This window comes from Orenia metallireducens, assembly GCF_003001995.1.
Taxonomy (GTDB): Bacteria; Bacillota; Halanaerobiia; order Halobacteroidales; family Halobacteroidaceae; genus Orenia; species Orenia metallireducens_B.
The window spans coordinates 12,726-38,324 of the sequence record NZ_PVNB01000031.1 but is presented as its reverse complement, the minus strand read 5'-3'; the positions used below and the strand labels follow the sequence as shown (position 1 = coordinate 38,324).

General features: G+C 32.5%; 31 protein-coding genes. 10 read left to right on the top strand and 21 right to left on the bottom strand.

Going from position 1 to position 25,599, the window contains the following annotated elements; genetic code table 11:
• Nucleotides 1–13: 13 nt before the first annotated feature.
• The 4 genes from BX659_RS16070 to BX659_RS16060 all read right to left on the bottom strand — a co-directional run bounded on the left by BX659_RS16070 (nt 14) and on the right by BX659_RS16060 (nt 1,508).
• Nucleotides 14–499 carry a hypothetical protein gene (locus BX659_RS16070; RefSeq protein WP_097019300.1) on the bottom strand — a complete coding sequence of 162 codons (486 nt, stop codon included), beginning with the start codon at nt 497–499 and terminating at the stop codon, nt 14–16.
• 215 nt (nt 500–714) lie between these two features.
• On the bottom strand, nt 715–882 hold the full coding sequence (locus BX659_RS19110; protein WP_172431990.1) for a hypothetical protein: 168 nt from the start codon (nt 880–882) through the stop codon (nt 715–717).
• Between the two features lie 69 nt (nt 883–951).
• Nucleotides 952–1,203: a hypothetical protein gene (locus tag BX659_RS16065; protein ID WP_097019299.1), complete on the bottom strand. Its 252-nt coding sequence runs from the start codon at nt 1,201–1,203 to the stop codon at nt 952–954.
• Nucleotides 1,204–1,316: 113 nt separating this feature from the next.
• Complete coding sequence (locus BX659_RS16060; protein ID WP_097019298.1) at nt 1,317–1,508, bottom strand: helix-turn-helix transcriptional regulator; 192 nt, start codon at nt 1,506–1,508, stop codon at nt 1,317–1,319.
• A gap of 168 nt (nt 1,509–1,676) precedes the next feature.
• On the opposite strand from BX659_RS16060, the gene BX659_RS16055 reads away from it, so the two are divergent.
• The 8 genes from BX659_RS16055 to BX659_RS16020 all read left to right on the top strand — a co-directional run bounded on the left by BX659_RS16055 (nt 1,677) and on the right by BX659_RS16020 (nt 7,301).
• Nucleotides 1,677–2,078, top strand: a complete 402-nt coding sequence (locus BX659_RS16055) for a helix-turn-helix domain-containing protein (RefSeq protein ID WP_097019297.1) — start codon at nt 1,677–1,679, stop codon at nt 2,076–2,078.
• Nucleotides 2,075–2,422: an ImmA/IrrE family metallo-endopeptidase gene (locus tag BX659_RS16050; protein WP_097019296.1), complete on the top strand. Its 348-nt coding sequence runs from the start codon at nt 2,075–2,077 to the stop codon at nt 2,420–2,422. The genes BX659_RS16055 and BX659_RS16050 overlap by 4 nt, the downstream gene beginning before the upstream one ends.
• A gap of 146 nt (nt 2,423–2,568) precedes the next feature.
• On the top strand, nt 2,569–3,267 hold the full coding sequence (locus BX659_RS16045; protein WP_097019295.1) for a hypothetical protein: 699 nt from the start codon (nt 2,569–2,571) through the stop codon (nt 3,265–3,267).
• 44 nt (nt 3,268–3,311) lie between these two features.
• Complete coding sequence (locus BX659_RS16040) at nt 3,312–3,857, top strand: FxLYD domain-containing protein (RefSeq protein WP_097019294.1); 546 nt, start codon at nt 3,312–3,314, stop codon at nt 3,855–3,857.
• Between the two features lie 99 nt (nt 3,858–3,956).
• Nucleotides 3,957–4,523, top strand: coding sequence for a hypothetical protein (locus BX659_RS16035; RefSeq protein ID WP_097019293.1), 567 nt, complete (start codon nt 3,957–3,959; stop codon nt 4,521–4,523).
• Nucleotides 4,524–4,690: 167 nt separating this feature from the next.
• Nucleotides 4,691–5,200: an RDD family protein gene (locus BX659_RS16030; RefSeq protein ID WP_097019292.1), complete on the top strand. Its 510-nt coding sequence runs from the start codon at nt 4,691–4,693 to the stop codon at nt 5,198–5,200.
• An 86-nt stretch (nt 5,201–5,286) separates the two neighbouring features.
• On the top strand, nt 5,287–5,730 hold the full coding sequence (locus BX659_RS16025; RefSeq protein ID WP_181186453.1) for a hypothetical protein: 444 nt from the start codon (nt 5,287–5,289) through the stop codon (nt 5,728–5,730).
• 122 nt (nt 5,731–5,852) lie between these two features.
• Entirely contained in the window at nt 5,853–7,301 is a 1,449-nt protein-coding gene (locus BX659_RS16020; protein WP_097019290.1) for a recombinase family protein, read from the top strand.
• On the opposite strand, the gene BX659_RS19105 is transcribed toward BX659_RS16020, so the two are convergent.
• The gene (locus BX659_RS19105) at nt 7,264–7,557 is read right to left on the bottom strand and encodes a hypothetical protein (protein WP_181186452.1); all 294 of its coding nucleotides are present in this window, start codon (nt 7,555–7,557) and stop codon (nt 7,264–7,266) included. The genes BX659_RS16020 and BX659_RS19105 overlap by 38 nt on opposite strands.
• 439 nt (nt 7,558–7,996) lie before the next feature.
• Between BX659_RS19105 and BX659_RS16010 the strand changes: the two genes are divergently transcribed.
• Nucleotides 7,997–8,563 (top strand): nitroreductase family protein, encoded by a 567-nt coding sequence (locus BX659_RS16010; protein ID WP_097019289.1) that lies wholly within the window; start codon nt 7,997–7,999, stop codon nt 8,561–8,563.
• A 119-nt stretch (nt 8,564–8,682) separates the two neighbouring features.
• Here the strand turns inward: BX659_RS16010 and BX659_RS16005 are convergent, their stop codons facing one another.
• The 5 genes from BX659_RS16005 to mltG form a co-directional block, all read right to left on the bottom strand.
• Nucleotides 8,683–8,910 (bottom strand): DUF4911 domain-containing protein, encoded by a 228-nt coding sequence (locus tag BX659_RS16005; protein WP_097019288.1) that lies wholly within the window; start codon nt 8,908–8,910, stop codon nt 8,683–8,685.
• Entirely contained in the window at nt 8,910–9,536 is a 627-nt protein-coding gene (gene udk, locus BX659_RS16000) for a uridine kinase (protein WP_097019287.1), read from the bottom strand. Before udk ends, BX659_RS16005 begins: the two co-directional genes overlap by 1 nt.
• Entirely contained in the window at nt 9,529–10,761 is a 1,233-nt protein-coding gene (locus tag BX659_RS15995; protein WP_097019286.1) for a peptidase U32 family protein, read from the bottom strand. The genes udk and BX659_RS15995 overlap by 8 nt, the downstream gene beginning before the upstream one ends.
• Complete coding sequence (locus BX659_RS15990; protein ID WP_097019285.1) at nt 10,762–11,406, bottom strand: O-methyltransferase; 645 nt, start codon at nt 11,404–11,406, stop codon at nt 10,762–10,764.
• 114 nt (nt 11,407–11,520) lie between these two features.
• A complete protein-coding gene (gene mltG, locus BX659_RS15985; RefSeq protein ID WP_253250805.1) occupies nt 11,521–12,543 on the bottom strand; it encodes an endolytic transglycosylase MltG in 1,023 nt (340 codons plus the stop codon).
• A 565-nt stretch (nt 12,544–13,108) separates the two neighbouring features.
• Between mltG and BX659_RS15980 the strand changes: the two genes are divergently transcribed.
• Nucleotides 13,109–13,396: a hypothetical protein gene (locus BX659_RS15980; protein WP_097019284.1), complete on the top strand. Its 288-nt coding sequence runs from the start codon at nt 13,109–13,111 to the stop codon at nt 13,394–13,396.
• Nucleotides 13,397–13,428: 32 nt separating this feature from the next.
• Here the strand turns inward: BX659_RS15980 and BX659_RS15975 are convergent, their stop codons facing one another.
• The 11 genes from BX659_RS15975 to BX659_RS15925 all read right to left on the bottom strand — a co-directional run bounded on the left by BX659_RS15975 (nt 13,429) and on the right by BX659_RS15925 (nt 25,454).
• Nucleotides 13,429–13,728, bottom strand: a complete 300-nt coding sequence (locus tag BX659_RS15975) for a DUF4258 domain-containing protein (RefSeq protein ID WP_097019283.1) — start codon at nt 13,726–13,728, stop codon at nt 13,429–13,431.
• Between the two features lie 105 nt (nt 13,729–13,833).
• On the bottom strand, nt 13,834–14,112 hold the full coding sequence (locus tag BX659_RS15970; protein WP_097019282.1) for a DUF1292 domain-containing protein: 279 nt from the start codon (nt 14,110–14,112) through the stop codon (nt 13,834–13,836).
• A 55-nt stretch (nt 14,113–14,167) separates the two neighbouring features.
• Entirely contained in the window at nt 14,168–14,578 is a 411-nt protein-coding gene (gene ruvX / locus BX659_RS15965) for a Holliday junction resolvase RuvX (RefSeq protein WP_097019281.1), read from the bottom strand.
• Between the two features lie 14 nt (nt 14,579–14,592).
• A complete protein-coding gene (locus BX659_RS15960; RefSeq protein WP_097019280.1) occupies nt 14,593–16,113 on the bottom strand; it encodes a baseplate J/gp47 family protein in 1,521 nt (506 codons plus the stop codon).
• Nucleotides 16,114–16,124: 11 nt separating this feature from the next.
• On the bottom strand, nt 16,125–17,372 hold the full coding sequence (locus tag BX659_RS15955; RefSeq protein WP_253250804.1) for a cell division FtsA domain-containing protein: 1,248 nt from the start codon (nt 17,370–17,372) through the stop codon (nt 16,125–16,127).
• Between the two features lie 73 nt (nt 17,373–17,445).
• Nucleotides 17,446–19,608 carry a hypothetical protein gene (locus BX659_RS15950; RefSeq protein WP_097019278.1) on the bottom strand — a complete coding sequence of 721 codons (2,163 nt, stop codon included), beginning with the start codon at nt 19,606–19,608 and terminating at the stop codon, nt 17,446–17,448.
• A gap of 17 nt (nt 19,609–19,625) precedes the next feature.
• A complete protein-coding gene (locus tag BX659_RS15945) occupies nt 19,626–19,874 on the bottom strand; it encodes an IreB family regulatory phosphoprotein (RefSeq protein ID WP_097019277.1) in 249 nt (82 codons plus the stop codon).
• Between the two features lie 318 nt (nt 19,875–20,192).
• Nucleotides 20,193–22,814, bottom strand: coding sequence for an alanine--tRNA ligase (gene alaS / locus BX659_RS15940; protein ID WP_097019276.1), 2,622 nt, complete (start codon nt 22,812–22,814; stop codon nt 20,193–20,195).
• A 206-nt stretch (nt 22,815–23,020) separates the two neighbouring features.
• Entirely contained in the window at nt 23,021–24,055 is a 1,035-nt protein-coding gene (locus BX659_RS15935) for an AI-2E family transporter (RefSeq protein ID WP_253250803.1), read from the bottom strand.
• Nucleotides 24,056–24,069: 14 nt separating this feature from the next.
• A complete protein-coding gene (locus BX659_RS15930) occupies nt 24,070–24,546 on the bottom strand; it encodes a PRC-barrel domain-containing protein (RefSeq protein ID WP_097019274.1) in 477 nt (158 codons plus the stop codon).
• 176 nt (nt 24,547–24,722) lie between these two features.
• Complete coding sequence (locus tag BX659_RS15925; protein ID WP_097019273.1) at nt 24,723–25,454, bottom strand: SIMPL domain-containing protein; 732 nt, start codon at nt 25,452–25,454, stop codon at nt 24,723–24,725.
• Between the last annotated feature and the right edge of the window lie 145 nt (nt 25,455–25,599).

Below are 25,599 nucleotides of genomic sequence, written 5' to 3'. Positions count from 1 at the left end.
ACCATTCCCTTCATCAAACCACCTTAGCTACAGCTTTATTAGCTAAATCTATTCTACTTATCTTCTGCTCTAATTTATCTTTTAAGATATACTCCAGATAACCAGTATCAAAATTATTAACAACCTCAATAATATCTGTACCCTCAATCTTCTGAGCTTGTCCAACTTGAGTTAATAAAGATACTCCCAACTCCTTATCAACTAAATCATTAGCAACAGTTCTTCTCTTCTGACCTCTAATCTGATATCGGATTAATTTGATAGATGGTATGACCTCCCACCTATCATTTACCGAATCATCAAAGAAATTAAATACTATCTTAGACTCTTCTAATGTTTCATACTCCTTCAAATCATTCTTTCTAATCTTGCTAATAAAGGTATGTAGGTGATTCTTATCATTCTTTAAGGTTCTAAACCCTCCATCCTTACGACATTGGATAATTTTATAGTAACCTTTTTCCATATTTTTTAACATTCCGATAATATCTGATTTCATCTTCTCAGCTCCTTAATTATTCTTGATGGTCTAGTCAATCCCATAAATATCTCAAACTAGTCTAGCTATCTTGCTATCCGCTCCACCATCTGCTATAATTAAGAAAAGAATTTAATAGTGGAGCAGAGATTATAGTTAGAGCTATAATCTGTTTCATCAATTCACCTCCTTTTGAGGTGTAGTTCAATTTGATAAAGTATTAATCTTTAAGACACTTACTTGTGGCGAGTAGTGTCTTTTTCTATTTGCTGTCCTATGTAATTCTGATTAAAGAACTTATTAATAGTCTCTTTACTTACTTCCCCTACTCTTTTCTTCAACTCTTCTAGCAATTCTTTAGTTGAAATTTCTGCAAAAAATTCTTTTTTGACTCGTTCTCTCATACATTCCCTCCTAACTTTTAGTTTAAAGTTTAATTAACTTGTACACCTTCCCTTTATGGTCAACAGCTGTCAGTTAACCTTAGAAGTATCTTTTGATTTTACTTTTGATTTTACTTTTGATTTTACTTTTGATTTTACTTTTATCTCTACTTCTAAACCATTCATCTCTGCTGCCATCTTTATCAAGTCTATCTTAAATAAATCTAAGTTATCCCAATTAGCTAGCTTATCTTTATACTTCTCCAAAAACTCTTCCGTCTCTAAAGGCTCTGTCTCCGTTCCATCTGGCATTGCAAAACAATGCAAAATTTTATAACCCAATCTTACCCCCTCCCTTATTAAACTATATGGCTTTAGTTGATTGTCCTATGTTGGATATAATTGCTAATCAAAATGCTACCTTTATACCAAATAACCACTTTGGTTATATTATATTAACTGGCTCTTTGTTTTGTCCTGTTTTCGTGACGTTGATTCCAAAAAATTTCACTCTGTTTAAATTCACTAAAACCATTTTCTTTTTCATTGTATGTTGATCTACTAATACCTAATATTTTTGCCATATCATCTTGAGTTAAACCATAATCAAATCTTAATGATTTTAATTTTTGATTTCTACAATTCATTTCCAACTCCCCTTTGTCCTGTTTTTGTGACTTATTATCTATATTATAATCCACAAAAACGGGACTGTCAAGTGTTTTTTTCTGTTTTCGGGAACTTTTTGACACGTTTACTGTACAAATGTAGATTTTTTCCCACAAACGTGTATAATTAAATAAGGAGGTGGCTTTATGACTTTTGGAGAGAGATTAAAAGAACTACGACAAGATAAAGGCTTAACATTAAGAGAAATGGCTGAGCATTTTAATAGAGGTAGAACTACTTTTTCTAATTATGAAAATGACTATAGAAAACCAGATATGGATTTAATAGATGAATTAGCAGACTTCTTTAACGTGTCCGTAGACTATCTTCTTTGCCGTACAGACCAACGCCAAGACCCAAATACAAAGATTAAATCTGCTATATCTAATGATCCAGAACTAGTAGAGTTTTGGGGAGAGTTAGAAGAACGAGAAGATTTACAACTATTATTTAAACAAACTCGTGACCTTAGCCCAGAAACTATACAGCGAGTAATTAAGATTATTAAGATTTTTGAAGAAGAAGAAAGGGAGAGACATGGAGGATGAATTTACCCAAGGCTCTCCTTTCTAATGACAAAGCTGAGTTACGTAAGTTCTTAAATAAAATACACAAATGGGCTGAGGAACAAGGTATCTTTATTAGACAGAGCTATTTAGGATCAGAACTAAACGGTTTTGTTTACCGTTCCAACTATGGAACTTATCTAATCATAGTAAATAAAAATATATCTTTAGAATTACAACGAGAAGTCTTATTACATGAAATAGAACATATCCTCTACGATATGCCAGAAAAATCATATACTATTGGTTTAGATATGCAACACTCCCCTCTTGAAAAGAAAGCTGACCTATTTTCTATACAAGCTATGGCAGCTTTAGGAGGATAAATTTTATATAACAAGCTCTACTTAGTGTTATGCTAAGTTTTTATTTATATCTATTTAAGATATTTTTAACATTTATTCATATTGTGGGAAAATAACTGAGAAGTCAACAATTAAACTTATCAAATTAATCTTAATAGAGGTGTAATATGAATTATAAAATAATTTTAATCTTATTAGCAATGTTTTTATTTGTAAATTGTACTATTGCTTTAAGTATGGATGATAGTCACATTAAATATCTTATGGACAAGGGTATATACTCAAAATATAAATTTGATAAACATTATATTCCTACCGATTATGAGTTATCTGTAATAAATTATATTCTCCGTAATACATACGAGAATAATATTCACAAAATGCGAGGAGAAAATGAAAATGTAGTTTATATTCAAAAAAATAAAGAAAATAATGGCTATTCAGAAGCAGTTTATAATAAAAATGGTGACCTAGTTACAAATAGCTATAATCAAGGGTCATTTAACTATTTCTTTTATGAAACAGAACCCATTAAACATTTTGGTTATGATATGCTTCCGTGGTTAGTATATGGTAATACTTCAGATGACCCAACTACATTTGAAGAAAGACTATATTATTATATCTGGGATTTAAACATTGGAATCCAAACATATATTTTTGAAGGTGATAGAGATAGTGTAGATAAGATAAATTTTAAAGATTTACCCACAGGAGAAAAAAGAATTTATCAATTCTTTGCATATATTATTTTTAACAAAGAATATAACATTAACTTAAACGAGAATAACAAAGAAAAATTAAAAAAAGAATCTAAATACTACTTCAAATATTTTGAACAAATACAGCAATTACTGATTAAATAATATAATTTTATCTTATTAAAAGAAAGATAAGATAACCATAAGGAGTGATTAATATTAAAAAGAAGATAATCTCCTCTATAATTATCTGTATCCTATTACTAACACTAACAGCTTGGGCTAAACAGATCTTCTTTATCAAAGCAAATCAAGCAAAATTAAGGATTGAGCCCAATGGAAGAACTATAACCACCCTCCCCCAAAATACTCAAGTTGAAGTAATAGGCTCAACTGACAAATGGATTAAAGTTAAGGTTGAAGGCTGGATACCAAAAGAATCCATATCTAATAATTTATCAGAAGATACAGATAAAAAGACTATAACTCCTGGCTTCACCTATAAAGATATCAAACTAACAGGAAATAGTGGTAAGATTAATATTAATGGAAAGCTAACTAACCAGACTGGCAAGAATTATAATTTAACTACTTTTATTATCAGATTATATAACAATTCAGGCTCGACTATTGGAACTAGCTATATACAACTTAAAAATTTTGCTGATAATCAGACTAAATCTTTTAATATAACTTCAGCTGGATACCTATCACAAGTAGATGATTATACTATTGAATTTAAGAGTGGGATATAAAGAAATATTAATACTACTAGAATGCTTATTTAGAGGGTTAAACGAATTGTGTCGTTAAGATATGAGTTATTGAAAATTAAAATGCTGAGGTGAGGAAACATGAATTATATAGAATTTAATAATGTAACAAAATTTGATTTGATGAAGGAACTTATTGAATTAACAAGCAGTGGAAGACATGTAGATAAAGTTTTAGATTTTCTGAGTAAAAATCCAGAAATTCTTGAAGATGAGGAATATGTAAATATATTAAAAAACCCTACAAGAATGAGACCAGGCTTTTATAACACTATAATGTTTGATACCAAATACAGCATCAATATTAGAAAGTCGTTACTAATATTGATTATGCTTATTTTAGATAGTAACTTAACTAAAGGAGTAGCATCAACTGCTTTAACAATGACAGGTATAGCGTCTAAAACTATTTATAAAATAACAGAACAAGAGAGATGTATCCTATTAGATACCCTTATAAGTGATAAAAGAGTAATAGATGACTACTTATATTTTGAAAAGGAATGTGTACAAAACGACATTGAGTGCCCATACAGAAGCAATTATTTATGCAATCGTAATATAGCAGAAATTGACAACTTAGTTAATGAACTTATGAGAAAGGAGATAATTAATAGAAGTAATGGAATTATTAAAATCGCATTTTAACTTCCCATAACCCCTGATTAGCGACATGTCATTCATCAGATGGTGTGTTATAGTAGTGTGTAATTTATAGAGAGTTATTATTAAATAATGCACGGTCGAGAATCACAGAAACATTAAATTAAAAATAAAAAATTTTATACCAAAGAACAAGGAAGGAATTTTGAATAATGCAAAATGAGATAGAATATAAAAGACCTTCTTTCCATAGAAGATTTATTGCTAGATTTTTTCTAGATAATATGATAATAGGACTTTCTTCATCAATGCTATTTGATAAGTATTTTAATAAACCACAATTAATATTTATTATATTACCAGTATACTACTTCTTATCTTTAATACTATTTAACAAAACAATTGGTGACAAGCTTCTAAAAATTGAATTAATCTCTCTAGAGAATAACAATAAAGTTAGATGGCATCAGGTTTTAATTAGAATTTTATTGATGCCCATAGCTTTAATCCATTATATTGTTTATAATATTTTTAATACTATATGTTTTTGGTTATTTATTAAAGACGAGGTAAAAAGCAACCCAAAGTTAATCCATGATAAAATTGCTAATACTGATATGAGAATTAGTGAAGGAGTTGAAGTTAGTTGGAAGGATTTTGTTAAGAGTATAGTATTGGCTTATATATTTTTTATTTTATTTGCTAATTTATTCTTAAATTAAAATACCACTTTCCTACTCTGTTTGGATAAATAATATTGATTCAAATTATTAATTATCTAGTAAAAGGAGTGATTAAACTGTTATACTTGCCATATAAAAAATTAGAAATAAAGACAGATTTATCTACAGGTGAGCTTAAGAAAAAAATCGAAGAAAATATTGAAATTAATATGCTTAAAGGTTCATTCTTCTATGATAGTGATAAAAAATTTAAAGGTACAATAATTGATAATCATTTTTTTATTTCAAGAATAATAAAATATAAAAATTCTTTTTTACCAATAGTTGATGGAGTGATTCATCCAGATAATTCTGGAAGCACAATTAAAATAACTATGAGACTTAATAAATTTGTATTAGTTTTTGGGGTTTTATGGATTGGACTTATGCTTATTAATTTTTTAAATCCAGAATTTGAATCTTTAATAATCTTTGCCATATTTATTTTTGCTTACCTGTTATGTATGGTCCTATTTAATATTGAAGTTAAAAAAGCTAGTACATTGTTTGAAAATCTTATAAATAATTGAATTTATAAGATTAATATATACACAGCAATATTGTAAAGCTACAGAATATCATCTAAAGAAAATAAAGGATTTTTCTTTTTTTCATTACTAGTCTATAATTAATAGAGAAAGGAGTGAACATTATGAAAAAAGCAGTCATCTATGCTCGTGTATCTTCCAAGATACAGGTTGAAGAAGGACTATCTATTGATGCTCAAATCAGTCAACTTCGTGATTATGCAGTAGAGAATGGCTATGAGGTAGTAGCTGAGTATGTAGATAAAGGAGAAAGTGCCAAAACAGCCGATAGACCACAGTTCCAACAAATGATTAAAGATATTAAAAATGATAAGGGAAACTATGATGCTGTACTGATTCATAAGACCGATAGATTTGCTCGTAATCGTGAAGATTCTATAGTCTATAAGTCCTTACTTCGTAGAGATTGTGAAGTAGATGTAATAGCTATTAAAGAGGATTTTGGAGAAGGACCTATTGGTAAAATGATTGAAGGTATCCTTGAAGTCATAGCAGAATTCTACTCTGAAAACTTAGCTCGTGAAGTTGAAAAAGGTCAACGTGAAAAAGCTAAAGCTGGTCAAGCAGTAGGTAAACCCCCTATTGGTTATATTATTGGAGAAGATGGCAAGTATCAAATTCAAGAACAAGAAGCTGAAATAGTTAAATACATCTTCCAAGAATACATTGATGGAAAAGGAACTCAGAAAATAGCCTTAGCTCTCCAAGAGAATGAACATGACTTCTCTTTAGAAAAATCAACTGGTGAGATTATGAAGTGGAACAACCTTACTATTCTTAGAATATTACAGAACAATGCTTATATTGGAACCTTTGAATGGCAAGATATTAAAATTGAAAATAACCACTCCCCTATTATTTCTAAAAGTGACTTTAAATTAGTCCAAGACTTAACTCAGAAAAGAAAGACTAGAAGAAATTATGATAAATATGACCCTTACCTACTACAAGGAGTCTTAAAGTGTTATGAATGTCATGGTACTATGCATCGTCAATTCTCTAGACAAACATTAGCCTCTGGAAAGGTAAAGACCTATGTATATGCTCGTTGTACTAATCATGGCAAGTATAATAACTGTTATGGTAACTCTAATAATATGGATAAGATAGAAAAGTATTTTATACAAGCCCTAGAAAGTGTCTCAAGGGGTGAAGTAGACATTAATAAACTAAATATATTAGTAAGTCAAACAGATAGCCTAGAAAAGAAATATGAGAGTATTAAGGACAAGTTAAATAACTTTGACAAACAATTTGAAAGACAGATGAAGGCTTATGAAGCAGGAGTAATTAATTTAAAGCAGCTACAGAGTTATAAAGATAGACTTAAAGAAGAAAAAGAAGAGCTATTAACTGAATTTAAAACCTTAGAAAATAAGATAAAAGAAAAGACTATTGATGAAGAATCTTTTATGACCACCTTAAGAGATGTAATAGAAACTTTAAAAAGCCATTCCCCTATTCAAAGAAAGAAAAATGCTGTTAGTAGAATCATCAAAGAAGTTAGAGTAAGTTCTAAAAAGAATCTGATAGAGGTTGTGTATAAGTGGTAATTTTCTTAGGTATGTATTGTAACTTTATTACGTTAGTATTTTCAAATTTTTTAACAATATGGGCTACCAATCTCATATTATGTTCAATTAGCTCATCCTTAGCTGCTAAATCCCCTTCAGCCAATCTCTTTAAACACTCTTCTTCTTCCTCTTTGGATAAAGGCTGTGCAAAGGTAGTACCATTAGAGATATATGATACCAATAACATTAAGCCATCCATCAATGTTGAGCATAACTCAACTAAAAAAGAAGGCACCAAAGACCATTCACCTCCCAAATTTCACTCCTATTTATATCTATATGAGGTGATGTACTCAATTGTGCCTGTCCATGAGATTTATTCTCCTTTAACTATCTCCAAATCGACTTTATTTTGTAAACTGTGCAAGATTTTTATCAGGAGTTTTTATTTTATTTGTGACAGCTAAGTTCAATTTAGAAAATTTAGATACCTAATTGTAGGAGCAGATTTAATGAGTAAGTTCTATCTAGCACCATAATAAGTATGGAGAAATGATTAATTGAGTTTACTTACATTTGAGAAGGTATTTTCGAAGTATATCATGAATAATATAAAATATTGGGTTTATAGGAAATTGGTTGAGAATGTTTGCTTATCTGCAATACTATTTAAATTCATAAATTGCAAATTATTGATAAGATATTTAAAACTATAATTTATTAGGAGATTTTAGATGAATACATTAAGAGCAATAATTGACAGAAGAAGTATAAGAAAGTTTCAGAATAAAAATATCCCTCAAGATATGATAGCACAATTATTAGAACTAGCTATTAAAGCTCCTTCAGGTAAGAATAGACAACCTTGGAGATTTATTGTGTTACGAGGTCAAAGCAAAAGAGAGTTAGTAAAAATTATGAATCAAAAGGTAAAATTACTTAAAAAGCAGAATTTGAGTGTAGGAAGCAGTGAATTAAGCATTAATGCAATTTCAGAAGCACCTGTAGTAATTCTAGTTTTCAATCCCTTCTCTAAAGATGAACAGAATAATAATCATAATAGATTATTAATGGATACCCAATCAATTGGAGCAGCGATACAAACGATGCTTTTGGCAGCACAAGATATCGGTTTAGCTACTCTTTGGATTTGTGATGTTTTTTATTCTAAAAGAGAAATTTGTTCATGGTTAAATAGAAGAGATGAGCTTATAGCAGCAGTAGCTATTGGATATGCTAATCAATCACCTTTTCCACGACCTCGTAAGGATTTAAGTGAAGTTGTAGAATGGTTAGATTAACTAAATTTAGATTCAAAAGGGGAGTTTAGATTTTACATAGAAAAATGACAGCAATGACTCCTTTCCCCTAAGCCCCTACCTAGCCATTTAGAAATGTCAATGCTGTCTCTTTAGATAAATTATTCTCCTGCAACTATCTCCAACTTAACCTGCTTCTGTAGATTCTTCAATATCTCTAGCACATCATCCTTAGTTCCTGCACTAACCTCTAGATTCAAAATACCAACCTCATCTTCAATACCCACTACTGTAGTTAAAGCCAAGCCTTCATAAGCCTTAATAACATTATCTACAAAATACAATTCACCCTTCTCCACCTTAACCTGAAATCCAATAGTATCTACCATTAACCTAACTCCTTCAAAATAGATTTGACCTTGGTCACTAAGATATCAATAGCCACTTTATTATAACCACCTTCTGGGATAATGATATCTGCATACTTTTTAGTCGGTTCAATAAATTGTTGGTGCATTGGTCGCACTACCCCTAGGTATTGATTGACTACTGAATCCATAGTTCTTCCCCGCTCTTTAGTATCCCTTAATAATCTCCTGATAAACCTGACATCATTATCTGTATCTACATAGATCTTAATATCGAGCATATCCCTTAGCTGTTCATTCTCTAAGACCAAAATTCCTTCTAAAACGATCACATCACAAGGATTAATAGTAACTACCTCATCAGTACGAGTATGGTGAGAAAAGTCATAGACAGGCTTGTCAATACTTTTACCAGCCATTAAATCCTCTAAATGCTCAATCAACAGCTCAGTGTCAAAGGCAAAGGGATGATCATAATTGGTCTTGATTCTATCTTCAAAGGAGAGATGGCTTTGATCCTTATAATAAGAGTCCTGCTGAATCAAGACTATATTATCATGACCTAGCTCCTCTATAATCGTCTTAGCTACTGTAGTCTTGCCTGATCCAGTCCCCCCTGTTAACCCTATTAACACTGGCTTACTCATCACCATCACCTTTTTCTCTTCTAACTAAATCATACTCTTCTACTGGATTATCGACCTTAACTGTAATTAATTGATGGGGATGGGGTGCATCTGGAACCTCTTCTCCCTCTTCATTCTTAATATAATCTAGCTTTTGCGAGAAAGTATCTGTTCTTGGTCCAAAGATCTCTACAACATCACCTTGGAAGAACTTACTTCTCACCTCAATCACCGCCTCTTGACTCTCTGGAAGATAATCACGAACAATTCCCATATAATCATAGCTTCTATGGAAGCCATAATCATCATAATTCTGCTCACTACCCTTTGGCTTTTCAAAATAGAATCCAGTTGTATAATTGCGATGGCTAATCTTCTTCAACTCTTCTAGCCATTCTTCCTTAAATTGATAATCCTCTGGATCCTTAGCATAAGCATCTAGAGCTCGACGATAGACATTAGTAACTGTAGCTACATAATGGAGGCTCTTCATCCTCCCCTCTAGCTTCAAGCTATCTATTCCAGCTACAATTAACTCTGGTATATACTCTATCATACAGAGGTCTTTAGAGTTATAGATAAAGGTTCCTCGATCATTCTCATAGATAGGATAATGCTCCCCTGGACGCTTCTCTTCCATCAGAGTGTACTTCCAACGGCAAGAATGGGCACAGGCTCCCTTATTAGCATCTCTGCCATTCATATAGTTACTCAATAAGCAACGACCTGAATAAGAGATACACATCGCCCCATGAACAAAGGCTTCTATATCGATATCCACCTTCTCTTTAATCTTTTTAATCTCTGCTAGAGATAGCTCTCTAGCAGCAACGATCCGCTTAGCACCTTGACTCTTCCAGAATTGAGCACTACCCCAATTAGTATTATTTGCCTGAGTACTGATATGAACCTCTAATTCAGAAGCAGCCTCCTTGACTATAGCAAAGATACCAGGATCAGCTACAATCACCCCATCTACCCCAAGCTTGTCTATTTCTTTAATATACTCAGCTAAACCTTCAAGGTCTTCATTATGAGGGATAATATTAGCCGTCACATAGACCTTTACCCCACGCTCATGAGCAAAGTCTAACCCCTCTTCCATCTCTTCTAAGGTGAAGTTTCCCGCCTTCTCTCTCATTCCATAAGCCTCTCCACCTAAATACACAGCGTCAGCACCATATAATATCGCTATCTTCAATTTTTCTAAAGTCCCTGCTGGAGCTAATAGCTCTGGTAATTGCATCTATTCTTCCTCCTTTTTAATACTAATTGCTAGTCCATCTCCTAGTGGAATTATTGATGAATCCAATAACGGATGATCCATAATCGTATCTACATACTCTCTTAATCTTCTAGTCAATGTACTGTATCTTGGATGATAAAAGCGGTCATCAGCAATCATTCCCTTAAATAAGACATCATCAGCTATAATCAAACCACCATCATTAATTAATCTTAAGCTCTCTTCTAAAAAATTAGGATATTGACCCTTAGCAGCATCTATAAAGATAAAATCAAACTTTCCCTCTAAAGTAGGTAAAATCTCTAAAGCATTACCTGTCAATAACTTGATATTATCATACCCCAAAGTGTCAAAATTATCTTGGGCTTCCCTAGCTGAAGCCTCATTTAACTCGATTGTAACTAGCTCTCCCTTTAAATCTCTAGCCAACCATAAGGTCGAGTAACCTATTGCTGCACCTATCTCCAAAATTCTCTTAGGCTTATGTAATTTAACCAATAGATTTAGTAGATTTCCCACCTCTGGCTCGATAATAGGAAAACCTCGTTCTAATGCCGATTCTTCAATCTCCCTAAATTTACCTTCTCTATCTGGTTGTTTCTCCCGTAGATATTTAACAATCCATTCTTGAACAAGATTACTCATCATAACACTCCTTATATTAGTTTAAGCTTAAGTCTAAGTTTAAGCAAGTTTATTAACTTATACCCAAACTTAGACCTAAGCTTAATATTATCTATTATTATAACGTTCTTAACTTTACTTTAATCGCCTCTGCACCTCTAAATGCTCCCGATAACTTTTAGTGAAGGTATGTCTACCCTTCTTAGTAACAACATAATATAAATAATCGGTATCTTCAGGCTTTAAAGCAGCCTTAATCATCTCAATTCCAGGATTATTGATAGGACCTGGAGGTAAGCCTATATTCTGATAAGTGTTATACTCTGAATCAACTTTAAGATCACTGTATAAGAGTCTACTTTTACGTTCTGACAGACTATACTGGACCGTAGCATCTAACTGTAACTTCATCCCTCTATTCAAGCGATTATAAATAACACTTGCTATTACTGGAGCTTCATCCTTTATCTGTGCTTCTGCCTGAATTAAAGAAGCAATCGTAATAATCTGATATAGATCATACTCACTCTTCTTAATCTCCTCTTCTAAAGGTTTAATTCTTCTTTTAAATTCATTTACCATAATATCTATTATCTCTTTTTCATCAGCTCCATAAGGGATCTGATAGGTTTCAGGAAATAAAAAACCTTCTAAATTATACTTAACTGTAACAGGAGTAGAGAATAAATCAACCTCTTTGTTCTTAGCTAAAGATAGAAATTTCTCCTTATTCAAACCTCTTTTAGCTAAAATATCTCCTATCTCTTCAATAGTTATCCCTTCAGGAAGAGTTAGCTTATAAGTTGCAACTCTTCCTTTCACTAGAGTATCTGCAATCTCAATAGCTGACATACTAGAGCTCAATTGATAATACCCTGCTTGAATCTTAGTTGCTAACCCTCTAATCCTTATATATATTTTAAAAGCTAAAGGATTCTTAATTAATCCATTCTTATATAAGTCATCTGTAACCTGACCTAAGGAGGAGCCTGATTCTATTTCAATAATCTCCTCTGTTATAGGTCTACTACTAACAGATTCTAATAATTGTTGTACATAGCTAAATAAAATTAAATTTATCATAAATATTAGACTTGCTATAACAAGATACTTTCTTCGCTTCTTAACTATTTTTTTAATCTGCTCTTTACTTTCCACTACAACTCCCCCTCCCAACTTATAAATATTTAGAAATTGATATTTAATAGCTAAAGAACCCAAATATAATTCCCTTCTCTATTATAAACAATCTCATCTCATTTATCAACAAAAGCAAACCCTCTATTAAACTCCAAATCATAAATTAAATAGTAAATAATAAAGGTATTTTCCAATGAATGTATAAATATGTTGGTGACATATGCTATTATTAACTATTGTACTGATCAAAAAATAATACATTAGTAATAAGTCTTTATTAGCAAAAAATTTCTGTACTATAACTTCTCGCTAATTGCCAAGCTACCTATTATATCTAAGTTTAAATAGCGTAAGTCTTTATTATATCAAAAGTAATTTTATTACTTATTAATAGGGAGGGGAAAATATAAAAAATCCAAAAGATTTCAAATCAAAAGCTTTAGAAATTTATAATCATATCAAGTCTAATAGGAAATGTGAGATTGAAGAGGCTATCCAAAAAGCTGTTGAACAGCAAAGTTTTAAAAGTTATGAAGAAAAAGAAGAAGAAATTATTAGATTAAGAGAACAGGTCAAGAAAATAATGATAGAAAACAAAGAGAAAGAAGAGAAAATAAATAAGATGTTGGCAATGGATGAACTAGATAACTTAGAGGATGTTAAAGAAATGATGAAAAATGGTTATGAGATGACTACTCCACAGGAAAGAGAAAAAATAGCTAATAAAATAATTTTTCTAGCTGAATCTATTAAAGAAAATGAATTTTTAGCTAAAGAAACTTTAAATCACTTTGATTTTTATAGAGAAAAAATGATTACTAGAAGCCTAGAAGAAAAAGATTTAGGTAAAAAATTAGCTAACCTAAATTAAAAATAATCGTGCTTATATAAGCACGATTATTTTTAAGCTATCTCTTCAAGCCGTGTACCATCTTTAATATGTATGTTAGCCCGATCAATAACTGTGATTACTACTGCTTTAAATTCTCTAACTTCAATAATTACAGCCAAATTGTTCTCTTGATCAATTACTGCAACCTCTTCACCAGTATCATTATAGTCAAGTAGTTTTTTATCTAAGCTAAGAATGATCGCAGTAACCAAACTCTGGTCAATATCCCTCTCCTCCATACGCTTTAGGGCATGGGTGGTACTCTCTACTCTAAAATATTTGTCTTCTAAAATACATTCAGTTAATAACATCTAACCCCCCCTCTTTTAAAAGTACTACTAACAGTATTGACAATAAAATTAGATTTTATACTCTATACCCAAAGATAGGAGGGAAGTGTTTTATAAACTTAAGCTCTATTGGTCTTCCTTAGCTAATTCTTCTTCTATCTTACTTAGCTCCTCTTCATCGACTACTGGCTCATAGAAGGTATCTCCCTCTTCATTCTCAACTACTTTTAGAGCAAAACCTTCTTCTACATCATCATCTTCAGGTACTATAATTAAATAAGTATCATCATCTACATCAAGAACTAGTACTATCTCATAGCGATTCTCTTCACCATTAGGCTCCTCTAATACTACTATACCTTCTTCTTCATCAATCAACTTAATTAAACCTTCATTTTCTGCCATTATCATCACCTCTGTTTTCTTTTTTAGCCATTAGCTGTTAGCTAATCGCCGATAGCTAATTTATACTGTCTAAATAATTCTGTAAAATTACTACTGCTGCCATCTTATCAATAACTTCTTTTCTCTTCTTTCTACTTAAATCAGCTTGGATTAAAGTTCTTTCAGCTGCTACTGTGGATAACCTTTCATCCCAAGTTATTATCGGTAAATCTAACCTATTCTTTAGGTTCTCTACAAAATTTAGAACCTTTTCAGCCCTTGGTCCTAGAGAGCCGTTCATATTTTTAGGCAGACCCACTACAATCTTCTCTACATTATATTCTTCCACCAAAGAGGCAATATATTCTATATCTTCCTCTAAAGATTTAGATTTTATTACCTCTTTTCCCTGAGCTGTCCAACCCAAAGCATCACTGACTGCAACCCCTGTTCTCACATCTCCAACATCTAAGCCCATAATCTTCATCTTAGTTACTCCCCTCAATTGCTGTACCCAGTATCTCCATCAATCACTAAATTAATTCCATATTTAAATTGTGGTAAATTGACTTGATTGACAGGTTTTATCTGATAACTATCTATCTCTAACATATTATCCATTAATGCTTTAGCCTCTTCTACCTTCTTGCCCAATATCTGATTAACAATATAGTCTTTATCAATCTTCCCTGCAACTTGTCCTATACTCTTAACTCTAAAATCAATTTCATTCTTAGCTACCTTATCGACTTCAACCTCTTTAATGGTGATCTGTGGTCTATTAAGGACAAATTTATTTTCAAGGCTATCCTTATATAATTTAAATACTAAACTCTTTAATCCTTCTTTTTCTACTGCAAAACCTGTAATTTTAACTTCTCCTTTAACTACTAGCTGATTTGTTATCTCCCCAACCTTATTATTTGTCTGAAACTTAGGTTCAGCAACCTTACTTTCATCTTTAAAAAAGACAAGGTTAGCATCAAATTTATTCTTTAAATCTTCTTTAGCTTTCTCTAATAGTTTTACCCTAGTTTGTTTTAAGGCATTGTCTAAATCAGCTTGGGAAACCACCTTGACCAATTGATTCTGCCCACCATAAGTTGCTTCTGGATTGATTATCTTTATAGCATAATCTTTATTAACAAAATTGACTATTCTTCCTTTGCTAACATTACCATGAACCCCTTTATATAATGCTTCGATATTGACCTCAGCTCTTCCTGCATTTACACCTACAACTACATCCATAAACTTCTCTACTTTTGCTGATGGAACAACAACCTTATCCTTAGTCTTAAATTTTACTCCATTTCTTGTACTGACTACAGTTCCTGCTGCTATAGTTACATTCTTCCGATTACTATTGATTAGAGTTAAAACCCCTGTTGCTTTCTTAATACCTATCTCTTTAGTAGCAGTACTTGGAAAAATTACCTCTTCTTCTATGCTTACTTCCTTTTTAATTAATGGGATTGTACTTGTAGCCCAATCTATAGTTGGCAGATCTTCTAAAGCTCTAATCTGACTGACCAACACCTTATCCTTAATAGATGGTTGAATCTCAACAGTTATTACAGGAAAAGCAAAGTAGACCCAGACTATTGCTGTTAATAATAGGGTAGCAACAACTAATCCCTTTCGTAGCTTTTTTCTCTTCTTAGACTTCTTTTTAGCTGTCGAATACTGATTTAAAGTAAATAATGACTCTCTTTCCGATTTATTTATATCTGCCTCTAGTTGATCTAGACTCTCTTCAAAGTCTTTTAATTTAGAATAGACCTCAAAGCCTACCCTTGACAAGATATTTTTAGTCTTCTTATTATTTGTTATAAAGATTAACTCTTTATCTGCTTCTTGCCCATACTTTTTAATCAACTCTATATTTACCTGACCAACAAATATTGGTGAATTTCTATGTACTATAACTACTATCTTATTCTCTGTTGCCGATTTAATCTTATCTAAAAATGAATTTAATGGTTCATCAGGGTCTATATAGAGCTTAATATAATTTTCCAAACTTCTCACCCCTAACCAAAATTAGCCACTATCTTCTGGAATATACTATGATCTTCAACCTCTTTGACCTTAGTTGACTGCAAAGCTAAGCTCTTTGGTGTTACATTTTCTGCTCCCTTCAAGAGATCCACCTTATCTTCAATCCCCTCGATATCTTGAGCCTCCAATAACCTAATCTCTGGTCTTTTGAAAAAAGGTAGATTCTCATACATCTTCCTCTGTCTAATCCCATCAAATAAACCACTTAAAGCACTACCTCCACCACAGAGATAGACTCTTTGAGGTAAGGCCTCTGACTTAGCCAAACTAGCTAAAGCCACTTCAATACCTTCATATAATAGATCAAGATCAGGCTTTAAGACTGCCTCTATCTCTTTGCTGGGTAGCTCACTTTCTGAACTAGAATAAGCAACCTTTAGCTTTTCAGCATCTTCTAAAGTTAAGTTGAAATTTCTAGCCAAACTTTTAGTAAAGTCCCTGCCCGCTAAACTGAACATCTTAGTCCCTTCTATACCCCCATTTCTAATCAAAGCAATATCGGTAGTCCCTCCTCCAATATCTATCACAATCGCCCCAAATTCATAAGCTTCATTGCTCATAATACTTTTAGCAATAGAGAAGGGCTCTGCAATTATACCTACTAGATTATATCCTAGTCTTAAAGCTATCGTCTCTAAAGCACCTACATGAACTAAAGGAGCAAAGGTATTAAAGACAGTCACCTCTAAGTTCTTTCCTTGAAACTGTTCAGGATTAGTAACTTTATAACCATCTATCTTCATCTCCACTACAGAAGAATTGACCAATTCTACTTTGATATTCTCTAAGCCTATGTCCTCTAATAACTCCTGTTGAACAGATTTTAAAGCCGATTTTTGAGCTTTCTTGACCAAAGCATCTATCTCTTTTCTCTTGATCTTCTTTTTAGGTATAGACCTAGTATGATTCATCTGAGTAACAATTCCTTTGACAAATTCACCAGCAATTCCAATCACAATCTCAGTAGGACTATAATCTGCCATTGCTACAGCTTCTTCAATAGCCTTATGGCAGATTTTAATTACCTCTTCAATATTGGAGATAGCTCCACCTTCCATGTTAATATAATCCTGCTTCACCCTACTATATCCAATAATTTCAGAGTTATTCTGATTAAATTTTACTATCATAGCCTTGACATATTCTGTACCAATATCTAAAGCTATACGATGCTGATAATCTAGTTTTGTCTCCTTTTTGAAAAAATTATTAAAAATCATGATAATAGAAAACACCTCCTGATATTACAAAATTATCCATCAAGAGTTGAATTCCTTCTTTTAAATAATAATTTTATCGATTATTTATCCTATTTAATACTAAATAAAGCAGAGTAAAGATAGGGAATAAGAGTAAGGTGGCAGCAGCAACAACTCCTGAATCATTGACCACCATCGTAACTATACTTCCAATTATTAAAGCTTTAAAGGCAGCAGCTAAATCTCCATAATTATCAATGATATCTCTAATCACCCCTCTAGGCCTTTTAAAGAGAATAATTAAGATAATTACAAAGGATAAGAGTACCCTTGTCCAAATAGTCCATCTTAACAGCTTTAAGTTCATACTGATTTTACGATAGATAATGTTGATTAAAGTACCCAAACCTTCTCTTCTAATCTCAGCTATAGTATTGGCAAGATGGGTCTGATTAGCACCAACACCTTGAGTATCTAAATAAACAATTAAAGAGACAATAGCTACCAGGATAATAGTTATTTTAAATAATACCTTTAAATTTAAATTATAACCTTTTAAATAAAAGTAAGTAGCACTACTAACAACTATTGTTGTGATCAAACCACCAAAATTGGCCCCTAAGTTAGGATGCCCCACCGTTACTATCAAAAAGAAAAATGATAGTATTAATAATTTTAGAGAGAATCCTTTTCTAAACTCTTTAAAGATAGTCAAACTGATAATTCCTGCTCCAATAATTATCCCCATAAATTCATTTCCAATACCATAAAATCTAGCTCCAATTACTGGTGAATAACCTAGGACTGATAATTTAATCAAATTAGCACCAGTCCATAAATCAATTGCTAATAAGAGCCAAGTCAGAGTTGAAATAACCCAAATATGAATTAATTCATTCCTAGTAAGCCTTAATAGACAATAGGTTAATAAGAAGCTTAAAGAGATAATAAATAAGATTACTAAAATTAGATTCCAGGCTAAGAAATATTTCGATAAAAGAAAGAGCAAAGGTATCCATAATAAGCTAAGTAGCAGATACTTGACCACCTTCTTCAGTCTTTCCGATGACTTTTTATAAAGTATGATAAAAGCAACTAAAAAAAGTGTAATTATCTGTAATAAAATAAACCCCTTAATCAAGATAGGTCGCCAAGCAAAGGTCTTCTCTATTCTCTGATTTAAGCCAATTAGATAATCGATAGATTTATTAGAAGAAACAGCTTCTACCGCTGAACCTGTAAAGGTCTCCTCTTGTCCGCCTAAATAGCTATAGATAGTCGGTGCTATATCCAAATTACTTATCAAACCTGCCCTTTTTGTTGTAGCTGATCTTAGTAAACCTTTACTATCAGGACCGACCAATAGTGATAAAGATAGCTTTTCCCCCTCTGCAACTGCTCTTTTAGATGGAGTAGGGATAAGTACAAATAAGTAATCTCGGTTAAAATCTAACCTCCTACTTACTCTTCCTAAGAGCTTATCTACCCGTTCAATTGACCGCTTCTTCTCTGCTAAAAAACGTTCTTCTAATAATAAGCTCTTAACCGCTTCTACTCGGGAAGTATCACCTGACTCAATAATTAATAGATCAGTCTGATCTACTAATTTATCGAATTTATCCAATAAATAATCTTGGTTAGTTATATAAGCAGAAGGATATTGGTCAGATGCTAAGAGCATTTTCTGACCAATATCCCCTTTAGAGATAAGACCATATTTATTTATTCCTAACATAGCTATGTGTCTGCGTGGCTGTTGCCAAATATCTGCATTACCTAGTACAGCTAAAGTTAAGGACTTTTCAGCTAATTTATCTGCCAGCTGACCTACTTTGGCCTGATAATCACTTTTTTCATTAGTTGCTATCAATCTAGCTAACTCTATATTAAGCATTTGAGCTTCAAAATCTAATCTTCCTGTTCTCATCGAATAAAGTTCTTTGACATTAGTACCTTTATAATCTTCATCAATATTAAAGTTTAAATAAGCAGAGACACCAGTTCTTGCCCGATCACCAGCTCCAATGGTCAAATAAGCATCCTTTGGCTCTAAAGATCCAGCAGTTCTAGTATTGGTCAAAGCAATAGCTCCAGCATCTATTAATGAATCTAAATTAGGTGTTTGAGCAGACTTTATTTCTGACAAACTGACGCCATCCATTACAAAAATTACAAAGTTTTTCTCTATAGCTTCAGATTTTATCTGTATAGAGAATATCATAATCAAAACCATTAATAGGAAAACAGTTCTTTTCATTTAATCACTCCGTAGCATTACTTCAAATAACTTTTAACCAGCTCTTCAATGATCTCATCTCTTTCAAACTTTCTCATCTTACTACGAGCCTGCTTGTGACTTGTAATATAAGCAGGATCTCCTGATAATATGTATCCAACAATCTGATCGATTGGATTATATCCTTTCTCTTCTAAAGCAACATAAACATCTCTTAAAGCCTTAGTTACTTCAGTGTCTTTTTCATTGTCCATTCTAAACATCATGGTTTTATCAAAATCACTCATTAGTTTTTCACCTCAACACTTATATTATAGTTTTCCTATTATAGCTATTCTTTATACAGATTATTTTTCCTTTATCAACTAACTGAGATTTATAAACTACCCCAATTAAATTTAGATATAGTTAATAATGATGAATGGGTATATTGCGAGAATTTGGCTATTGAGTGGGTAAAGTGGTTGGATGGTTAGCTTTGACCTAACTACCTATCCTCAAACTACCTAACTACCAAATTAAAAAATATCCCATTATCTATTATTCAATTATAATAGATAGTATTTGTAAACCTCAAGAGTATATACCCCTGAGGTTTAGAAAGATTATTCTGCTAATATTAGCTCTTTAGCTTTTGCTAAAGCTTCTTCTATCTTGTCTGGTTTACTTCCACCTGCTTGTGCCATATCTGGGCGACCACCACCACCACCACCAGCAACCTTGGCAACTTCACGAATGATATTTCCAGCATGGTACCCTGCTTTAACTAAATCCTTAGTTACTATAGCAATAAAGATTACCTTTCCATCTAATTTAGAAGCCAAGACCACAATACCAGAATCTAACTTATCTTTAAGATTATCTCCCATCTTTCTTAATCCATCAGCATCTATTCCATCGATGCTGTGTAAGATAGTCTTAATGCCATTTAGCTCCTCAGCTTCAGAGATTAAATCCCCTGATTGTGATGATGCTAGCTTATCCTTTAGACTTGTAAGTTCTTTTTCTAACTCCTTAATCTGTGACTGTAGACTATCAACTTTAGTTACCACTTCCTTAGGAGAAGATTTCAATTTATCAGCAATAGTACGAATTGTATCTTCCTGTTTTTTAACATAATCTAAAGCTTCATGACCAGTTACAGCTTCAATTCTTCTAACACCTGCTGCTATTCCAGATTCATTGAGAATCTTAAATAGTCCAATCTCTCCTGTAGCTCTAACATGGGTTCCCCCACATAGCTCAATACTATAATCTCCAGCAGTTACCACACGTACTTCTTCTCCGTATTTTTCACCAAATAAGGCCATAGCTCCTAGCTCTTTAGCCTCTTTAATTGGCATCTCTCTAGCATCTACTACTAAATTTGCTAGGATCTGTTCATTTACTCTAGCCTCTATCTTCTCTAGCTCTTCCTCTTTAATAGCTTCAAAGTGGGAGAAGTCAAAACGGAGTCTAGTCGGTGTAACCAAAGAACCTGCCTGATTTACATGCTCTCCTAAAAACTCCTTTAAGGCTTTGTGCAATAAGTGAGTAGCAGTATGATGTCTAGCAGTAGCAGTTCTTAACTCTCCACTAACGATTGCTTGAACTTGGTCATTGACCTTTAGCTCTCCTTCTTCTATTTCAACCTCATGAACTGTCATCTCTGCAATCTCACGAGTATCTACTACTCTTAATTGAGCATTAGTGTTAATAATAATTCCTTGATCTCCAGCCTGTCCACCACCTTCAGAATAGAAAGGCGTCTTAGCTAAGATAACCTGAGCCTTGTCCCCAACAGCTACCTCTTCTACTTTCTGTTGGTCTTTAACTAAAGATAGGACCTCTGTCTCTACTTCAAACTCTTCATAGCCTACAAAATCATCCTGTCCTAGCTCTTCTCTAATAGCTTTATATAACTCTAATTCACTATGCCCTTGGTCATAATCCTGACGAGCAGCTCTAGCTCTGTTACGCTGTTCTTCCATAGACTTTTCAAAGCCAGCATGGTCAATCTCATAGCCCTGCTCCCCTGCTATCTCTTCAGTTAACTCCTTAGGAAAACCATAGGTATCATAAAGGGTAAATACTTTATCACCTGGAATAACCTTAGCATCCTTCTTCTTCAACTCAGCAATTACTTCTTCTAAGATATCCATTCCCTGCTCTAAAGTCTCTTCAAATCTAATCTCCTCTTGCTTAACAATCTTTTTAATCTGCTCTTCCATATCTACTAATTGAGAGTAATGATCTCCCATTACCTCTACAACTATCGGTACAATTGTATGTAAGAAAGGAATCTCTAAGCCCAATACCTTTGCATAGCGAACAGCCCTTCTTAGAATTCTTCTTACCACATATCCTCTGCCCTCATTTGATGGTAAAGCACCATCAGCAATAGCAAAACTGATACTTCTAATATGATCTGCAATTACCTTTAAAGCCATATCTGTCTCTTTAGAATCTCCATATTTAACATCAGCATTATCAGCTATGTAATTTATCATTGGCATAAACAAATCTGTTTCAAAGTTGGTTGGAGCATCTTGTAATAAGGAGACTATTCTTTCCAGTCCCATCCCTGTATCTATATTCTTATTAGGTAACTCCAAGTATTCACCATCTTCAGTCTTATTATACTGGGTAAATACCAGATTCCAAATCTCTAAATAACGGTCACAGTCACAGCCTAATTCACAGTCATCACTACAGCCATAATCTACTCCACGATCATAATGAATTTCAGAACAAGGACCACAAGGACCAGTTCCAATCTCCCAGAAGTTCTCATCTTTATCCATTCTAACTATTCTCTCTTTAGGGAAACCTACTTGTTTGGTCCAAATTTCAAAAGCTTCATCATCATCTTTATAAATAGATACCCAAAATTTATCTGGGTCAAAGTTCATCCATTCAGTTAAAAATTCATAAGCCCAGTTAATAGCATCTTCCTTAAAGTAATCTCCAAAGGAGAAGTTTCCTAGCATTTCAAAAAAGGTATGGTGTCTAGCAGTCTTTCCTACATTCTCAATATCATTTGTTCTAATACATTTTTGAGATGTGCTTACTCTACGCTTAGGTGGGATAGCACTACCATTAAAGTAATCCTTAAAAGGAGCCATTCCTGCATTAATCCATAATAATGTAGGATCATCTTGAGGAACTAAAGGTGCACTTGGTAGTAATTTATGACCCTTACTCTCAAAAAACTTTAAAAATTTCTCTCTTACCTCACTACTCTTCATCTAAATAAACCTCCCGTAAACAATAAGTTTAAATCTAATCTTGAACTCAACTAAATAAAGACTCTTATAAAATAGATAAAAATCTAGCTAAAATTATCTTAAAGCTAGATTTTAGCCTAATTTATATGATAACACTTTTATATTAAAATACCAAAATTACTCACAGCTAAGAAAATATAATCTTAACAATTATCATACTAAAAATGCTATCTATTGTCAACTGAGATTAGTAGTTCATAAATTATATATCGCAGTAGTTCTTTAATGATAGCAGCAATAGGAACAGCAATTAACATCCCTATAATTCCAAGAAGTTCTCCCCCTGCTAAAAGTGAGAAGATAATGACTATAGGATGTAAGCCCACCTCTTCTCCCATAATTTTGGGAGCAATAACCCCACCTTCGATCTGTTGAATGGCAAAAAAGAGTAGTACAACCATAAGAACCAATTTGCTCGAACTAAAGCTGGCTATTATAACTGCTGGTAGAGCACCCAAAATCGGACCAAAATAAGGGACTATATTAAAGATTCCCACTATTATTCCAATGATTAGATAGAATTTAATATTCAATAAATATAAACCAATGGTAGAGAGAATAGCAACTAGCAAACTAACTAATAGCTGCCCTTTAAAAAATCCAAATAATGACCTATCTACCCTTCCTAGCAGAACTTTAATTCCCTTCTTTCTTCTTTTAGGAATTAAAGACCATAAAAACTCTTTAATCACTTCTAAGTCCTTTAGTAGATAAAAAGCAAGAATAGGGGCCATTATTAAACTGAACATTCTAGATAATAATCCTAAAAGTACTCCACTGGTTTTCTGGATAAACTCCAATGTATTCTCTTCTAATCTATTAATAGACTTGTCTAGGATAGTAGTTACAGTATCAGGAAGATCAATTCGCTGATACTTAATATTGACCTTATCTATCAAGCTCTCTAGCCTCATAGCATAATCAGGCAATCTATGAGCTAACACATCTAGCTCATCAATAATTGCTGGCAGAAAGGTTATTAAAATAAAAGAAAAGATAGTTATAAAGAGACCAAAGATAAAGATTAATGCTCCAATCCGGGGCTGTCCACGATCAATCAGCTCCTCGACCAAGGGATTTATTAGATAAGCCAACAGTATTGCCAATATAAAAGGGAGTAGGATAACTCTAACATGATAGAAGAAGTAGAAAGCCAGACAGATGATTAATAACAAAATACCCCTCTTCTCTTGATTTCCCAACCTCATCCCTCCTATTAAGGCAACCTCTTTGAACTTTCGACTATAATTGCATCTTTCCCATAGCTAACAGTATTATCTATCGTCAAAGTCTCTCTTCCTTCCAAAATATCTTGAATTAAGCCCTCACTTAGTTCATAGGCAACCAACTTTCCATTATCATTAAGGAGTATATCTTCAACCATACCCAACTCTTCTCCTTGGTCACTGATCACCTTATGTCCAATAACCTCACCTTCATCTATTAAGCTCTGATATCTCTCTTGACATTCACCGATACAATTTTTATCCTTTATGACAACCATATCTTCACCTAAGCTATATAACTTCTCATAGGGAATAAAGTCTTGACCTCTTCCCTTTTTTTTCTTTATCTTCAAGCCCAATATACTCTGTAATTGATGGTCAAAGAATACATCTGTTACTTGGCCTATCTCTTCACCTATCTCCAAGTCCATTACTGATAATCCTATTAACTCTTGACCTCTTTTCATCGTTAACCTCCTTAGTTCTTAGCCAAAATATACAGCTAATAACTAATAATTATTATAACCAAGTTGCTTTGAAATAAACCTAATTAAGACTACAGAATAAAAAATAGAACCTACTTTCGTAGATTCCATCTTATACTTCTAGATAATATGCCCTTCTATTATACATACTAACATAATTAATCTATCTCAAAAACAGCATGAACAGTTACTCGAATCTCTTTATGTTTAGTAGAAGTATTATAAACACCTCCACTAGATACATTAGTAGAATAAGGTTCTGTAATCTGAAATACTCCAGATTTGATAGATACTGTCTTGCCAAGACTTAGATCAGTATTCTCTAATATTTTATTAGCTCTTTCTTTAGCATTTACCATTGCTTCAGATATAATATCCTTTTTCAATTGGTCAATCTTAGAATAGAAATATTGTAAATTAGAATTTTCAATAATAACTCCTTTATCTAAGAGTTTAATTGGATCAAAGTTAAGTTCTTCTATCTCTTCTACTTTATCTGAAATAACATAAAAATGCTGTTGTAGTCTATAACCTCTAAAAACTTTGCTACTTCGACCTTTTTCATTTATATAATCATACTCTTTATAGACATTAACAGGTTTTATATTAATATCTTCTTGCTTGATATCAATTGCTTTCAGCTCTGCTTTTAATTTATCAGTACTATCTTTTAATTGTAGATAACCTTTTTTGAGATTATCTTCTGAAATCTCCTCCTCTATAGTTATATTCCATTTAACTCTATCTGCTACAAAGGCTCTAGATGCTAGTCCTACTACCTTTATAGTATTTACTTCTTTTTGAGCCTGATAAAAGAATATTCCTAAAATCAGTGAAGATACTATCAACCCTATGCTAACCACAAATACAATTTTTGTATTCTCTGTCATTAATATTCCTCCTTTTGCTCTCTATATCTTTAATTCTATAGTTTTGATAATTAAAATACAATGGTAAATCTCAATCAATCAAGCTTTAATCACCATTATTTTTGATAAACTATTACTCTATTAATAATTTAAAAAAGCAGGCAGC